This is a genomic window from Streptomyces sp. NPDC087844, from assembly GCF_044742785.1.
Taxonomy (GTDB): Bacteria; Actinomycetota; Actinomycetes; order Streptomycetales; family Streptomycetaceae; genus Streptomyces.
On the sequence record NZ_JBIUVD010000041.1, the window covers coordinates 1 to 15,242 of the forward strand.

The window sequence follows — 15,242 nt, forward strand, 5'->3', positions numbered from 1 at the left end:
GGCGCGGTGGGCGCGGTGGGCGCGGTGGGCGCGGTGGGCGCGGTGGGCGCGGTGGGCGCGGTGGGCGCGGTGGGCGCGGTGGGCGCGGTGGGCGCACCGGATGCACCGGATGCACCGGATGCGGTGGGGCCGGCGGGCGCGGCGGAGGAGCCCGCACGCGCGGGCCTCAGGAATCCCAGCGACTGAGCCGCGTGTGCGGCCCGCACCGGGAGTTCGGTGTCCCCGACCGGCCGGGACCAGATCTCCCGCCCGATCCCGTCGAGCGCGGCCCGCGTACGCCCCTCGGGCGCCAACTCGTCGAGCCGTGACCGGAATTCGGCGACCACCGCGGCCACCGTCGTGCGCACCGCGTCCAGCGCGGGCAGCCCCGGCTCCGGCCGCCAGCCGCCGCGCGGCGGCAGCACCCCGGCCCACGGCGGCCCGGTGACGGCGGCGGGCACGGTCGCCATGGCCGCCGCCTCGTCGAGGGACTCCAGGAGTTCACCGGCCGAGACCGTCACGTCGAGGGTGCGGTCGAGACCGTTCTCGTACGGCTTCGCGAGCCGTGCCGTGCGGATCGCGAACACCTCGAACGACGGCGGCCGGCCGAACACCGCGAGCGTCGCCCCCGACGCCTGCAGCCGCACCGCGGCGGCCCGGTCGTAGTGGATCAGCCGGGCCAGGAAGGCGGCGAGATCCGCCGCCTCCCCCTCGTCGGCGAGGTACAGGGCCGTCATGCGGCGACGGCCCCCGCGGAACCGGCCCCGTCGTCCGAGTACTCCTGAAGGAACTCGCGCTCCTCCGCGGTGATACGACGCGGCCGCTGCGCCTCGAAGTCGAACGGCACTATCACCGTCTGGGCCCGTACATACACCTGGTCCGGGTCCTTGACCTCGTAGGAGATGGTGAACGAGGCCGCTCTGATCTGCGTGACCCACAGCTCGATGTCCACCGGGGTGTGCCGGTGCACCAACTGCTGCTTGTAGTCGATCTCATGGCGCGCCACCACGGACCCCTGCTGGAAATCCTTGTCCGGGCGGAACAGGAAGTCGATACGCGCCTCCTCCAGATAGCGGAGGAAGACCACGTTGTTGATGTGGCCGTACGCGTCCATGTCCGCCCAGCGCAGCGGGCAGCGGTAGATGTGCCGCAAGGAGATCAGCCCCGGGTCAGCTTCTTGTAGGTGGCGCGGTGCGGACGCGCGGCGTCCGCTCCGAGCCGCTCGACCTTGTTCTTCTCGTACGACTCGAAGTTGCCCTCGAACCAGTACCACCTCGACTCACCCTCGTACGCGAGGATGTGCGTCGCGACCCGGTCCAGGAACCAGCGGTCGTGGGAGATGACCACGGCCGCACCGGGGAACTCAAGCAGCGCGTTCTCCAGCGACGACAGTGTCTCCACGTCGAGGTCGTTGGTGGGCTCGTCGAGGAGCAGCAGGTTGCCGCCCTCCTTGAGGGTCAGCGCCAGGTTCAGACGGTTGCGCTCACCACCGGAGAGGACACCGGCCGGCTTCTGCTGGTCCGGGCCCTTGAAGCCGAAGGCGGAGACGTACGCCCGCGACGGCATCTCGACCTGGCCGACGTTGATGTAGTCGAGCTCGTCGGAGACGACGGCCCACAGCGACTTCTTGGGATCGATGTTGGCGCGGCTCTGGTCGACGTAACTGATCTTGACGGTGTCGCCGACCTTGATCGCACCGGAGTCCGGGGTCTCCAGGCCCTGGATCATCTTGAACAGCGTGGTCTTGCCGGCGCCGTTCGGGCCGATGACGCCCACGATGCCGTTGCGCGGCAGCGTGAAGCTGAGGTCGTCGATGAGGACCTTGTCACCGAAGGCCTTGGAGAGGTTGTTGACCTCGACGACGATGGAGCCCAGACGCGGGCCCGGCGGGATCTGGATCTCCTCGAAGTCCAGCTTCCGCATCTTGTCGGCCTCGGCCGCCATCTCCTCGTACCGGGCGAGGCGCGCCTTGGACTTGGTCTGTCGGCCCTTGGCGTTGGACCGCACCCACTCCAGCTCTTCCTTGAGCCGCTTCTGGCGCTTCTCGTCCTTGCGGCCCTCGACCTTGAGGCGGGTGGACTTCTTGTCGAGGTACGTGGAGTAGTTGCCCTCGTAGGGAATCGCGCGGCCGCGGTCCAGTTCGAGGATCCACTCGGCGACGTTGTTCAGGAAGTACCGGTCGTGAGTGACGGCGACGACGGCGCCCGCGTACTTCGTGAGGTGCTGCTCCAGCCAGTTCACCGACTCGGCGTCGAGGTGGTTGGTGGGCTCGTCGAGGAGCAGCAGGTCGGGCGCCTCCACGAGGAGCTTGCAGAGCGCGACGCGGCGCTTCTCACCACCGGAGAGGTTGGTGACGGGCCAGTCGCCGGGCGGGCAGCCCAGCGCGTCCATGGCCTGCTCCAGCTGCGCGTCGAGGTCCCAGGCGTTGGAGTGGTCCAGGTCGTCCTGGAGCTTGCCCATCTCTTCCATGAGCGCGTCCGAGTAGTCGGTCCCCATTAGCTCGGCGACCTCGTTGAAGCGCTTGAGCTTGCCCATCAGCTCGACGGCACCGTCCTGGACGTTCTCCAGAACCGTCTTGCTCTCGTCCAGCTCCGGCTCCTGCATGAGGATGCCGACGCTGTAGCCGGGTGACAGGAACGCGTCACCGTTCGACGGCTGCTCAAGGCCCGCCATGATCTTGAGCACGGTCGACTTGCCGGCACCGTTCGGCCCGACGACGCCGATCTTCGCCCCCGGCAGGAAGTTCAGGGTGACGTCATCAAGAATCACCTTGTCGCCGTGCGCTTTGCGCGTCTTGCGCATGGTGTAAATGAACTCAGCCAAGAGAAACCGTCCGGACGCTTGAAATCGGCAGTGGGCAGATACACCCCATCTTGCCGGACTGCTACCCCTGGGGGGAAACCCGTATGGCCGGAGACCACTGACCTGGTCTTTTCCCACCTACCGCTACGGCTCACCTGTCGCTGCGGCTCGCGTGCACGGCCGTACGCCACCGAACGTTCGTTCGGAATGTCGTCACGCAGTTGCTCGGCTCACAGCGGGTGGCCTTCGATCGAGCGGGCCCGGCCCGCAGGAGCCTCGTCCGCGGCGCCGACACCGATCACGTGCCGGCCGTGTCCGGTCTCGTTCGCTGCCGTGCGGCTGCCGCGTTCCTCCCGGGCCGTACCGGTGCCGCCCTTCCCGTGCAGCGCGTACACGGCGGACTGTCGGCCGCTGAGCAGACTTCCGAGGAGCTGGGTGATCAGAACCTGGGCCAGGGGTGAGGCTGGGACACGGCAGCTGATTCCAGCCCCGGCCCTGCCGCTCCGACCGGCATTCAGTCCTGCGCAGGTGTCTTCTTCTTGCGGATGAAGAGGATCGCGGCGCCGCCGATCAGGACCAGGCCTATCGCGATTCCGGCTATCACCGGGGTGGCGCTCGACGTGCCGGTCTCGGCGAGGTCGGTGGTCGTGGCGGACGTGCCGCCGACGGTCGCGGGGCTCGGCTCGTTCAGCGTCCGGACGGTCTCCTCGGCGGCGGCGCCGCTCTGCGTCTTGCAGTCGAGCACGCCCTGGAACCGCTTCTCGTAGCCGCCCGGCCCCTCGACCGTGAAGTCGTACGCCTGGTCCTCCTTCAGCGGGACCGACACGGTCTGTGACGAGCCCGCCTCGACGGTGTGCTCGGTGCCCATCAGCTCGAAGGTGAACGCCTCGTCGCCCTCGTTCACCGCCGTGACGTCGAGGCCGCCCTCCGCGCAGTTCTTCTCGGCCGACAGCGCGGGTATCGCCCCGGCGCCGGCCCAGTTCGCGGTCGCCGCCGCGGAGACCGTCGACTCGCTGGAACCGGCCAGGATCTGGGTCTGGCTCCTGGTCTCGGAGGCGAAGGCCCGCCCGACCGGCACCGTGGTCGAGGCCTGCACCGTCAGCGCGGCCGAACCGTCCGCGGCATCCTCGGCCACGTCGAAGAACAGCTCGCTGCCGTCGGTCGCGGACGTGATCTCCTTGCCGTCCCGGCCGACGACCTGCACGCCGCTCGTGGCGTCGGCGAGCGGCGTCACCGTCACGCCGGCCGCGTTGGTGCGCACGGTGACCGGACCGAGCAGTTCACCCGGGCGACCGGAGACCGCCGGCGGATCCAGTTCCAGGGAGGCAGCGGGCTCCGCCAGATCGCGTGCGCTGCGCTGCAGATAGTCGGCGAGCTTCTCCGCCCGCGGGTCCACGGCGTCCACGTCGGCGCCGTCCGAGTAACGCCAGATCGCCACCTGCGTGCCGACCACCGCGTCCTGCTGGGTGAGGCCCCTCGCACCCGCCTTCGCGGCCAGCGCGGCGAGGTCGTTGACCTGCGGGTAGGAGTTCTGCAGGATCCAACGGATCCGGCCCGCGTCGGGGTTCCCGTTCAGCGACGTACCGCTCCAGGGGGTCTCCTGGTACTTGGCGTCCTTCTGCGTCGGGCTGTACATGTCGACGCAGTAGGTCTGCAGGGTGCCGCCGTTGTCCACGGACATCTCGAAGAGCCCCGCGGAGACCTGCGTGTCCCCGCCCTCCTCGTGGATGACCGCGGGGCCGGACGTCTTCAGGCCGCCTATCGTGGCGGTCGCGCCGCCCTGACTCAGAGGGACTTCGTCCGCGACGGCCGCACCGGCGGTGGTCACGGCGCTCACGGCGACGAGGCCGGACACGAGCACCACCGCGGCCAGGCGGGCGGCAGCGGCACCTCGCCCGTGCACGGACGGCGCAGAGAACGAAGAAAGCACAGAATTCCCTTTCGAGCGGGACCGGTTGAACTGGAGGGTTACGGTCCCACCAGCGGAATCAGCAGCCCCGAGAGCTATGCCCGGCATCCTAAGGACGGGGCGCAGCTCCCTCCCCGGTCATGTCATCTGATGAGTGATCCGAATCGGAATCGTTATCGCCAGGGCCGGTTGCGGACCGTGCTTGTCGACAAGTCCACTAGGACCGTTCGCAACGCATTCACCGATAAGCCGCACTTCGGTCAGGCGGAGGTATCGGCACTCACAGTCACCGCAGTCACACCGCCAAGGCCGGCTCCTGCCGCTGCAGAACTGCCCCGTCGGCCCCATCAGCCCCATCAGCCCCATCGGCCCGCTCAGCCTGATCTGCTGGATCGGCCGGATCGGCCGGTTCCGTCTCCCAGTTCGGCTCCGGGCGGGTCGGTGCCCCCGACGACTGGTCGCCCCTGAGCGCCCTCCGGAACGCCGCGGTACCGCGCGCCAGATCGTGTCCGATCGCCGAAGCCTCGATGTCCGCGCCCGTCCACGACTGCCCGTCGCGCTGCTCGGAGCGGACCTTCAGCCTGCCCCGCACCAGCAGGGGCTCCCCGAGCGACACGGACGCCTGCACATTCGCCGCCAGCGCCCGATTGGCCCACACCGTGAAGAAGTTGGTGTGCCCGTCCCGCCAGGCGTTCTTCTCGCGGTCCCAGAACCGCTGCGTGACCGCCAGCCGGAACCTCGCCGACGGGCCTGCCGCCGTCTCCCGGAACACGGGCTGTGTCGCCACGTTCCCCACCACGCACACCATCGTCTCGTTCATCGCGGTAGCCCTCCCTGCCCACGCGCACGGGTCCGTCCCGTACGGCTGCGTCTGTCTGCCGTGGCGACCACGTCCTGATCACGTCCTGATCACGTCGTCATCGCGTCGTCATCGCGTCGTCATCGCCACGCCCTCAGACTGCCTTCGTCGGCCCGAACCCGCTGAGCCCTGTGGGCCACCACCCGGTTGTGGACAACTCCGCCACCCGAACGGGACCTTCCGCACGGAGGTCCAGCAGAAGCTTCCTGGACCTCCCCTAGACCCCGACCCCCGTGACCCGCAGGAACTGCTCCCGCACCTCCCGATACCGCAGCAACTCCGCCGCCACCGGATCGAGAACCCGGGCCCGGCCGCATCCCGACGCCGCCTCCCGCAATCTCCGTTCCGCCTCGGCCCCGTACCGGCGCGCGGGCCCGTTCGCCGCGAGTCGGCAGGCCCACTCGACACCCGGGCCACCCACGATGCCGATGACCATCAGCAGCACGGGCACCCCGAGATTCGGCGACATGAAGCCGATGACCTGGGCCAACAGCCACAGCCCGCCGACGACCTGAAGGACGGTCATGGCCGCCTGCGCGAGTACGGCGGCCGGCCACCAGCCCGGCCGCGGCGGCCGGCCTACCGGTGTCCCGGCCCGTACCGCCAGTTCGTCCAGGGCCTCGCACAGACCCTGAGACCCCCGTACGGCCGCCTCACGGACCGCCTGCGCCCAGGGCGCGGGCAGTCCGTCGGTCGCCCGCTCGGCCACCGTGCGCACCGCCTGCTCTACGCGCTGCCGCGCCGTGACCTCCTCATCGTCGTACACCCGTACGGACAGCCGTCCCGTCGCGGGCTCGCGCCGGTCCTGGTACCAGCGCCACAGCCGCAGCCAGGGCGTACCGCACGCGCGGTTGGCGTTGCGGCGCCACGCGCGCTCGGCGGCCTCACCCGCCGCCGTGGCGCCGACCGCGTCGGCGAGCCGGTCGGCGAACTCGTCGCGTGCCTCCTCGCTGAGCCCGGCCTGCCGCCGGTTGGCGTAGACGGGCCACAGGCGCACCGCGGCCGCGTCCACGTCGGCCGAGATCCGGCGGGCCGCGGCGCCCCGCTCGGCAACGAAGTGACCGAGCACCTCGCGCAGTTCCCCGATGCCCTCACCGGTGAGCGCGGACAGCGCGAGAACGGTCGCGCCGGGCTCGCCGTACTCGCCGAGCGCGATCCCGTCCTCGTCGAGCAGCCGCCGCAGGTCGTCGAGGACCTGGTCGGCGGCTTCTCCGGGCAGCCGGTCGACCTGGTTGAGGACCACGAAGGTGACTTCCGCGTGGCCCGCCATGGGCCGCAGGTAGCGCTCATGGAGCACCGCGTCGGCGTACTTCTCCGGGTCGACGACCCAGATGACGGCGTCCACGAGCGCGAGGATCCGGTCCACGTGCTCCCGGTGCTGGACGGCCGCCGAGTCGTGGTCGGGCAGGTCCACCAGGACGAGCCCGCGCAACTGCGCCTCCGCCTCGGCGCTCTGCAGCGGCCTGCGGCGCAACCGCCCGGGAATACCGAGCCGGTCGATGAGTCCGGCCGCGCCGTCGCTCCAGCTGCACGCGATGGGGGCGGCGGTGGTCGGCCTGCGTACCCCGGTCTCCGAGATGGCCACTCCGGCGAGCGCGTTGAAGAGCTGCGACTTGCCGCTTCCGGTGGCCCCCGCGATGGCGACGACGGTGTGCTGCCCCGAGAGCCTGCGCCGCGCCGCGGCCTCGTCAAGGACCTGTCCCGCCTCGGCGAGGGTCCGGCTGTCCAACCGCGTCCTGGAGAGCCCCACCAGTTCGCGCAGCGCGTCGAGACGGGACCGCAACGGCCCGTCGTACGCGAGGGGGGCCACCGCCGGCGGCCTGTTGTCCACGACGGTCTCCTGTACCGGCCTGGTCTGGCCCTCGGCCGTGGCGGACACGCGCCGTGCGATCAGCCCGTCGTCCCAACCACCCACCGCGTCCTCGGAGTCCGCGGAGTCCCCGGCGCCCGCACCGCCGGCGCCAGAGCTGGCTGCGGAGCCCGCCTCCGTAGACCCGTGCCCGTGCCCCTGGTCGCGCCCGCGCCCGCGTCCGCGCCCGGAATCCTCCTTCTCCTTGCGCACGATCTCCTTGCCGGGGTTCTTCTTGCGCACGATTTCCCTGCCGGGGTTCTTCTTGTGGGCGTCGTCGTCCCCCGGCTGGTCGGCGTGATCCGTGTGGTCCGTGACGGCGGTCACCGCGGTCACCTCTCCTTCTGCAGTACCGACAGCGCGGCGATGAGTTCGGCCTGGGGTCCCGGATGCACGTCGAGTGCGTCGAGCGGGGCGAGCCGCCGCTCCCGTTCGTTGTGCAGCGCCTTGTCGAGGTAGTCGGTGAGCAGCCGGCCGCCCTTGTCGCGCAGCCGCAGCGCGCCGTGCGCGCCGATCCGCTCGGCGAGCCCCTCGCCCGCGGAACGCGCCCGCCGGCCGCCCAGGAGCGCGGTGGCGACCAGCGCGGCCACCGCCTCGGGATCCGGCGCGACGCTCTTCTCCAGGGCACGCACCTCGTCCTCGGCGTACTCCTCCAGGACGCGCCGCCAGCGCCGTGCCGCCATCCCGATACGGTGCTCGGCGGTCTCCAGCGTGGGATCGCGGTCCGTCAGCCCCGGGGCGCCCGCGGCGGGTTCGCGCCGCCACGCCTCGTCGATGCGCTCGTCGGCCGCGGTGACGGCGCACAGCAGGAGGGCGGCCAGGCTCTCGACGAGCCCGTCCAGCAGTTCACCGGCACTGGAGTCCAGCGGGTAACTGCGCCACCGTTTGAGCGCGCCCCCGGCGAGGACCGCCCCGGCCTGCAGTCGGCCCCGCAGGCGGGTGTACTCGCTGTCGTACGCCCCGTCGACGGCCGCGGTGAGCCGCAGCGCGGCGGCGTACTGGGCCGCGGCGGCACTGGCCAGCTCGGGCATCCGTGTTTTGAGGGAGTCGAGCGCCCCGTGGGCGGTGCGCGCCATCGTCTGATGCCGGGCGCCCGGATCCTGGGCCTGCTGGGCCAGCCAGGCGCGCAGGGGCGCCACGGCGGTGGCCGGAAGCAGTCCCCCGCCCCAGGCCGACTCGGGCAGCTCGGGCACGGTGAAGCGGGGCACGTCGCCGAGCCCCGCCTTGGCGAGGAGCGCGCCGAACTGCCGCGAGACCTCGGACACCACCTGGTGGGGCACCCGGTCGAGCACGGTGACGAGAGTGGCGTCATGGTCCTTCGCGGTACGCAGCAGATGCCACGGCACCGCGTCGGCGTACCGTGCCGCTGTGGTGACCATCACCCAGATGTCCGCCGCGCACATGAGTTCGGCGGCGAGCACCCGGTTTCCGGCCAACAGGGAGTCGATGTCGGGCGCGTCGAGGAGGGCGAGCCCTCGGGGGAGCGTGTCGGCGGTCTCGATGCGCAGGACGCGCGTGTCCTCCTCGCCGGGCAGCAGCGGATCGTCGTCGACGTCCTGTTGCGGCATCCACACGCGCGTGAGGCCGGGCAGTACGCGCATCCCGCTGAACCAGTGATGGTCCTCGGGGTGGCACACGAGCACCGGAGTGCGCGTCGTGGGCCGGAGCACCCCCGCCTCGCTGACCCGCCGCCCCACAAGGGAGTTGACCAGCGTCGACTTGCCCGCCCCGGTCGATCCTCCGATCACGGCGAGCAGGGGTGCTTCGGGTTCTCTCAACCGGGGCACGAGATAGTCGTCGAGTTGCGCGAGCAGTTCGTCGCGGTTGGCACGCGCGCGTGGAGCCCCCGCCAGGGGCAGCGGGAAGCGCGCGGCGGCGACACGGTCGCGCAGGGCGGAGAGTGCGTCGAGCAGCTGGGGCCGTACGTCCAAGGTCACCACATGCGAAGAATGCCCAATTTTGCAGGGTTTCTAAAGCATATGGGCATGTCTGCGCGCCGATTGGACACACGGGGCCTAAGGGATGACTGGGGCGCAGGCATAACGAGTGCACAACACCCGGGGCGTGAGACGCCAAAAGCGATGCACGATTCGTACCTGCCTGCGATTATCAGGACCGCTTCACTGAACCTCCACATCGAGCCACGGAGGTGAAGCGCGAAGCACAGGGACCCAGGAGCTCTATCCTTGTCCCCGGCAAGGTCACAGCCCCGCCCATACCCGGGCACCAGCACCACAGGCCACCACACCCGGCCCCCGTAGCTCAGTGGATAGAGCAGGCGCCTTCTAAGCGCTTGGCCGCAGGTTCGAGTCCTGCCGGGGGCGCTCTGCGCGCACACCGCCTCCGCCCTCCCTCCGGGAGGGCGTTTCTGCTGGTCAGGGGCATGGCAAGAGGCGCGGCATCCGGTGGCGCAAGGCCGGACCGACTCCCTCATGGAGTGTGCGGGAGTCCGGTTGAGAGCGGTTCCGACCGGCTTCTGGCGGGCGTTCTTCCCGGAAACTTCCCGAAGTCTTGGTGCGGTCCCTCCAGGCTCGGCAGGGCAGTTCACCCTTCCAGAGCAGGGCAAAATGACATACAGATTGAAGGAGGGCCGTATATCGGATCATCCTTGGCACCATGGGTCTCGCCTCCGCCTCCTTCGACCTGCCCGCCTCTCTCGACCTGCCCGCCACGGGCGACACGCCCGCGACTGGGCCCTGGTCGACGTGGAGACTTCCGGGCTCATAGCCCAGCGGGACCGGGTGCTGTCCGTCGCGGTGGTGACCATCGGGCCGGACGGCGAGCAGACCGGGGAGTTCTCCACGTTGCTCGACCCGGGATGCGATCCGGGACCGGTGGAGGTGCACGGGCTGACCGTCGAGCGACTGCAGGGTGCGCCTGCCTTCGGCCAGGTCGCCGGACAGCTCGGAGCGATGCTCCAGGACCGGGTCCTGGTCGCCCACAACGCTCAGTTCGACTACGACTTCCTGGCCTATGAGTTCGCCCGGGCCCGAATGTGGCTGCCGGTGTCTCAGCGGCTGTGCACCTTGGCTTTGAACCGTCAGGTGGATCCGCCGACGGACGACATGAAACTGGGCACGCTGGCCGCCCACCCCGGCGCAACCGTCCCCGCCCCGCACCGACCGGGCGACTCGGCCGGCATCTTGGCCAAGCCGCTGACGGACCGCCGGGTGCTGGTGCTCGGCGGTGTACACAGAGATGCCGCCGCGGCTCGTACCCGCGTCGTCGAGCTCGGCGGATCGGCAGCGGTCAACCTGTCCGCCGGCGTCACCGACGTCGTCCTTCTCGCCGGAGGTGAGGACGACCGCCGCATGAGCCGTATCACCGCACTTGAGCTCGCCCTGCACGACGCGGGTTGGCTCACTTCGCCGACCGTCACCGACCCTGCCGCGGTGGCTGTCCGGCCGAAGGAGCCGTACGTGATGCCGAGGGGCGGCGTCATCGACCTGCCCGCCCCATCCGGCGGACCCGCGCCCGAGTGGTACGTCACCGCCAGCTGGGCTCCGCGGACAGACTGCGAGATCGACGTCGTCGCCTTCATCCTCGACGAGGACGAACAGGTCACCTTCGACGAGGACCTCATCTTCCACGGCGCCCCTGAAAGTCCCGCCGGCACCGTGCGGCTCCTCACCGGCGGTCCCGCCGAACAGACCATCGCCCTCGATCTCGCGTCCCTGCCGCCCGCTACCCGCAAGGTGGTCGTCGCCGCGGCCATCGACGGCGCAACGACCTTCGGGACGGTCGGCGCGATCCAGATCAGTGCGGCTCCCGGGAACAGCGGATCGCCCCTCACCCGGGCCACCCTGGACGCCGCGACAACCGAGCGCACCATGCTCCTCGCCACCTCGCCCGGCCGCCGCCTGGGCTGCTGACTGGACAGCGATGTGAACCGATCAGTTGGCTTTACCGGTTGAGGGACAGGCCGGGACCCGGTTCGGCCTTCGACCGGCTGGTAGGAACGTGCGAATCACCGTGTCCGTCGCCGGGCCTGCGAAACGCCGGCCGCCGAAGTCCACACTGTGGGCGGCGAGTCCGCCGTAGGCGTGCGGGACGTCGCCGTCTGCCGATATGAAGCGACCTCTGACAGACCTGCCGGCGCCGCGGCACCATAGGCCGTCCGGGGTGATGAGGAAGCGCCGGCCGGCACCGGCCTCGTGAGCCGCTGCTGAACGCTGTCGGGATCACGCGCCTGGCGCGCCGTACGGCTGGCCGTGTCCTGGTAGGCCCCTTGGCCTGTCCAGTCATCCGTCCTGGTGTCGGAAGTCCGTGGCGCGGTGGTCCTGGTTCGGCTTTGGCCAAGGCTCCCGAAGACCTGAGGTTCAGCTCTCGTAGGGGCCGCCGTCCAAGTCCTGTGAAGCTTCCGTACCGCCTTTACGAAATATCTGGCGAAGCTCCTGGCGAGAACTGCCAGATATGATCCCGCGCCGAAGGCGTCCCGGGCTTGGGGTGCGGGATCGGACTGGCGGGTCCCTTGCACGCCATGTGCCGGCTGACTCGTCTGGGCCGCGAGCGAGACCCCGGCTGCCGGAGGTGACATCGGTATGGGCGGAACGGCGGGGCGCGGGAGCAATGGTTCCGGCGGTGCTGCGGTCGGCGATGGCGGCCGTGACGCCTGCTCTCCTGGCAGGAAGCCGGGCTCATTCCGAAGGTGGACCTCGATCCTGGCTTCCAGGCTCTCCAGAACCTGCCTGATCGGAGCCTGGTACGAGTCGAAGCCGGGCGTCGTCCGCGAGAACTCAAGTTCCTGCTGCCGGGACTCCAACTGCTGGAACAGGCGTCCCAGATCACTCTGCCACTGCTGCCGCCGGGTGGATTCGTCGTGGAGCATGCTCGACAGTTGCGTCGCGCCCTTGCCGAACGCTCGGATGACCTCAGCCGATCCTTCGGCGATGGTTCTCTGGATCTCCACGCTGACTTCATGACGTTCCTGTGGGGAAAGGGCGGCAAGTACCGACTCGACATCCTGCCGGTCCACGGCCTGTTTCGTCGGGAGCTCCAGGGCTGCGTGAATATCCACGTCAATGACGGCCTGCGCAATCGCTGCGGTCTGGTTCTCAGGGGAAAGCGGCGTCATACAAGAGCCTCGTCGTCGGGGTGAGCGTCAGTTGACCTGTCTTAAAACGACGGACCGTGCAGCATCTCGGTTCACTGTTCGCGCGGATCGGGCGCGGTTCCTTTCACAGTGCGCCGACCACTGCCTTGAGCGGGGAACCTCCTCCCTCCGCACGGAGGAGCGCCGGTGAACCCCGTCACCGTTTGCGGCGATAGGCCACCACCACCGTCGCGACCTACTCACCGCGCACCGCCTCACGGGTCGGCTCGGCTCTCACCTCGGCGCCCCTGCGGTCAGCATGCCGAGCAGGGGTGCCGAGGGCAGACAGCGCACATACCGGAGGCGTGGACGCCATGGTCGCGCAAGGAATGTCAGTGGTTCCGTCCGGTCATCATGGCCGCTACGGCGAGTAGTGAGTCCCGTGCCTCTGCTGGAAGACCGAGCATGCCGAGAATGCGTTCCGTCTCTGCGAGACAGCCCGCGACAGCGCGGTGCGCCTCAGCCAGCCCGCCGGCTTCCTCGATCAGTGAGGCGACTTCCACGAGTTCGGACTGCGACAGGGGTTCGGTCGCCCTGTAGTAGGCGCGAAGCCTCTCCGCGGCCGCCCCGTCCGCGGACAGGGCGGCCACGACCGGGTAGGTCTTCTTGCGGCGCACCAGGTCGGAGCGACCCGCTTTGCCGGTGTTCCATGGATCACCCCAGATTCCCAGGATGTCATCACTGATCTGGAACGCCAGGCCCAGCCTTGCGCCGAAATACGCCAGCCCCTCGACGAGGGTCTTGGAACCGCCGACGACCTCGGCGCCGATCGCACAGGAGGAGGCCATCAGCGCGGCCGTCTTACCACCGGCCATGGCCTCGTATTCCGTGACAGTGACCTGCTTCCCCTCTTCGAACGCAAGGTCCAGACGCTGACCCGCGATGAGTCGCTGAGTGTCTGCCGCAAGCCTGCGCAGAGCACTGATCGCACCGGGAGTGGGCCTGGCCAGCAGCACCGAATGACTCAGGCTCAGCAAGGCATCACCAGCAAGAAGGGCCATGGGCACGCCGAAAGCCTTCCATGCTGTCGGGCGGTGCCTGCGCTCTTCGTCACCGTCCATGATGTCGTCGTGCAGCAACGAGAAGGCATGCACCATCTCCGTGGCCGCGGCCGCGTGCACCGCATCCGCCACGTCACCGCCGGCGGCCCGCGCCGAGAGCAGGACCAGCGCGGGCCGCAGCAGTTTCCCGGTGTTTCCGTCAGCGGGCCTCCCGTCGGCATCCACCCAGCCCTGGTGATAGGCGCAGACGCGCCGCACATCAGGATCGAGGTCCTCCAGGATCTCCCGGATGACGGGCAGTACGAACTCGCGTGCGTCGTCAAGTGTGTCCGCATAGCGGTGGGCGACCGCCGTTGCGGAAGGGACCTCCGACAACCTCTGGCTCCGGTCATGCACGAGGTGTTGCGCCATGGTGTTTTCCTTGTCCGAGCGACGGGCTTGAGAACGGGTGGACGACGGAGCCGATCACGACGCCAGACTGTCCGCGTAGCGGGGAGACCCGAGATGCCATCGCAGGCTTCCTGAGATCCACAGTTTCAGTCCGTCGATGAAGTTGCTCAGCGCGAAGAACTCGTTCGCCGCGAGCAGCGCTCGCTGATTGCGGTCGAACTCGCGCGTGCGTACCGCGTTCATCTCGGTGGCTGCTTCGAGAGCCGCCTGCCAGTCCATTCCGATGGCACCACGCAGTACGGCCACGAGGTTGTTCATCTCGCCGTGCCGGATCTCCTTGGCGATGGACAGCACGTCGTTGGTCCAGCAGATGATGTCGTTGGCAGCCGCACGCAGCGCGAGTACAGGCTCGGCACCGGCGATGAGAGGAATCAGATAGGCACCGGGCTGACGCTCGATCAGGTCCATACACGTCTCCACCGCGCCGCTTGAGCGGCGCAGCGCGACGTACGGTCCCAGGTCGGGCGCCTCATCGGTCCGGGATTGCGCGAGTGCGCTTCCGTATGACCGCGCGTACTGGTCCACGTGCGTTCGGAAGCGTTCGCGCAGGAGACGCGGCATAGCGGGAGCCAGTTCACGCCACAGATCCGCCAAAGCCACGGTGACCGGGGTGGTCGGTGTTTTCAGGGATGGTCCGTCGAGAGGAAGATAGTCCAGGACACCCGCATCGATCCCGCCGACGGTCGGCGCGCGGTTCTCGTCGAATTCGTCGTCGGCGATGAACAGCCATGTGAGCCACTTCGCGTACACCAGCAAGTCGGGTGCGTCCGGATACACCAGAGCCGCACATTCCCCGAATCGAGCGCCGACGAACCGTTCAGCGATGACCGGATCGGACAGCAGCCCATATTTCTCCGCCCAGGCATGCAACTGCAGTTCCACGTCTTCTACGGATATCAGCGCGTTCCGTCGGTAGTCATACGGACACCAGAGACGCATCGGATCAATAGTGGCAATAGTCATCAGCCAGCTCCTTTCATGATCGTTGCCGTCGAACCATTCGAAGCCCACACAGGAGAGTTTCAGCGCGCCGGCGATACGGCGTTCTCTGTGCCGGGTCAGAAGCGAAGCAGCGGATTCTTCACTTCCCGCTTCCGGAACGACTGCCGACCTGGAAAATAATCCGGTGACGGGCTGCCGAGCCCACGCCATGGGCGTAAAAGACGGATCGACCGCGGATCGGTCACCCCTGACGCAACGCGATGCCCCATGATTCGATTGCGCTCCGCTCCCGCCCTCTCGGGGCTGCGCGTCCAGCACTGACGGCAAGGAGCCTGTCGTGAGTATGCCAAGCGAAACTC

General features: G+C 69.2%; 12 protein-coding genes and 1 tRNA gene. 3 read left to right on the top strand and 10 right to left on the bottom strand.

Annotation, left to right across the window (positions count from 1 at the left end; all coding sequences use genetic code 11):
- The 8 genes from ACIOKD_RS40920 to ACIOKD_RS40955 all read right to left on the bottom strand — a co-directional run.
- On the bottom strand, window positions 1–716 hold a 716-nt coding region (locus ACIOKD_RS40920; protein WP_402093514.1), incomplete at its 3' end, for a hypothetical protein.
- Entirely contained in the window at window positions 713–1,132 is a 420-nt protein-coding gene (locus ACIOKD_RS40925) for an acyl-CoA thioesterase (RefSeq protein WP_402093515.1), read from the bottom strand. The genes ACIOKD_RS40925 and ACIOKD_RS40920, both read right to left, overlap by 4 nt.
- 5 nt (window positions 1,133–1,137) lie before the next feature.
- On the bottom strand, window positions 1,138–2,802 hold the full coding sequence (gene ettA / locus ACIOKD_RS40930; protein WP_402093516.1) for an energy-dependent translational throttle protein EttA: 1,665 nt from the start codon (window positions 2,800–2,802) through the stop codon (window positions 1,138–1,140).
- Window positions 2,803–3,011: 209 nt separating this feature from the next.
- Window positions 3,012–3,176: a hypothetical protein gene (locus ACIOKD_RS40935; protein ID WP_402093517.1), complete on the bottom strand. Its 165-nt coding sequence runs from the start codon at window positions 3,174–3,176 to the stop codon at window positions 3,012–3,014.
- Window positions 3,177–3,295: 119 nt separating this feature from the next.
- The gene (locus ACIOKD_RS40940) at window positions 3,296–4,711 is read right to left on the bottom strand and encodes a TQXA domain-containing protein (protein ID WP_402093518.1); all 1,416 of its coding nucleotides are present in this window, start codon (window positions 4,709–4,711) and stop codon (window positions 3,296–3,298) included.
- A gap of 274 nt (window positions 4,712–4,985) precedes the next feature.
- A complete protein-coding gene (locus ACIOKD_RS40945; RefSeq protein ID WP_402093519.1) occupies window positions 4,986–5,510 on the bottom strand; it encodes a single-stranded DNA-binding protein in 525 nt (174 codons plus the stop codon).
- A 256-nt stretch (window positions 5,511–5,766) separates the two neighbouring features.
- Window positions 5,767–7,734 carry a GTPase gene (locus ACIOKD_RS40950; RefSeq protein ID WP_402093521.1) on the bottom strand — a complete coding sequence of 656 codons (1,968 nt, stop codon included), beginning with the start codon at window positions 7,732–7,734 and terminating at the stop codon, window positions 5,767–5,769.
- Window positions 7,731–9,338 (bottom strand): dynamin family protein, encoded by a 1,608-nt coding sequence (locus ACIOKD_RS40955; protein ID WP_402093522.1) that lies wholly within the window; start codon window positions 9,336–9,338, stop codon window positions 7,731–7,733. The genes ACIOKD_RS40950 and ACIOKD_RS40955 overlap by 4 nt, the downstream gene beginning before the upstream one ends.
- Before the next feature lie 311 nt (window positions 9,339–9,649).
- Here ACIOKD_RS40955 and ACIOKD_RS40960 point away from each other — a divergent pair.
- The 3 genes from ACIOKD_RS40960 (at window position 9,650) to ACIOKD_RS40970 (ending at window position 12,496) form a co-directional block, all read left to right on the top strand.
- Window positions 9,650–9,722, top strand: a tRNA-Arg gene (locus ACIOKD_RS40960).
- Between the two features lie 381 nt (window positions 9,723–10,103).
- Window positions 10,104–11,270, top strand: a complete 1,167-nt coding sequence (locus ACIOKD_RS40965) for a TerD family protein (RefSeq protein ID WP_402093524.1) — start codon at window positions 10,104–10,106, stop codon at window positions 11,268–11,270.
- A 776-nt stretch (window positions 11,271–12,046) separates the two neighbouring features.
- Entirely contained in the window at window positions 12,047–12,496 is a 450-nt protein-coding gene (locus ACIOKD_RS40970; protein WP_402093525.1) for a hypothetical protein, read from the top strand.
- 326 nt (window positions 12,497–12,822) lie between these two features.
- Here ACIOKD_RS40970 and ACIOKD_RS40975 read toward each other — a convergent pair whose 3' ends face one another.
- Window positions 12,823–13,902 carry a polyprenyl synthetase family protein gene (locus ACIOKD_RS40975; RefSeq protein ID WP_402093526.1) on the bottom strand — a complete coding sequence of 360 codons (1,080 nt, stop codon included), beginning with the start codon at window positions 13,900–13,902 and terminating at the stop codon, window positions 12,823–12,825.
- A 54-nt stretch (window positions 13,903–13,956) separates the two neighbouring features.
- Window positions 13,957–14,952, bottom strand: coding sequence for a hypothetical protein (locus tag ACIOKD_RS40980; RefSeq protein ID WP_402093527.1), 996 nt, complete (start codon window positions 14,950–14,952; stop codon window positions 13,957–13,959).
- Window positions 14,953–15,242: the final 290 nt, after the last annotated feature.

Bases quoted from the DNA above. Each gene is read 5' to 3' on its own strand.
- ACIOKD_RS40945 (WP_402093519.1), bottom strand. From the start codon at position 5,510: ATGAACGAGACGATGGTGTGCGTGGTGGGGAACGTGGCGACACAGCCC.
- ACIOKD_RS40975 (WP_402093526.1), bottom strand. From the start codon at position 13,902: ATGGCGCAACACCTCGTGCATGACCGGAGCCAGAGGTTGTCGGAGGTC.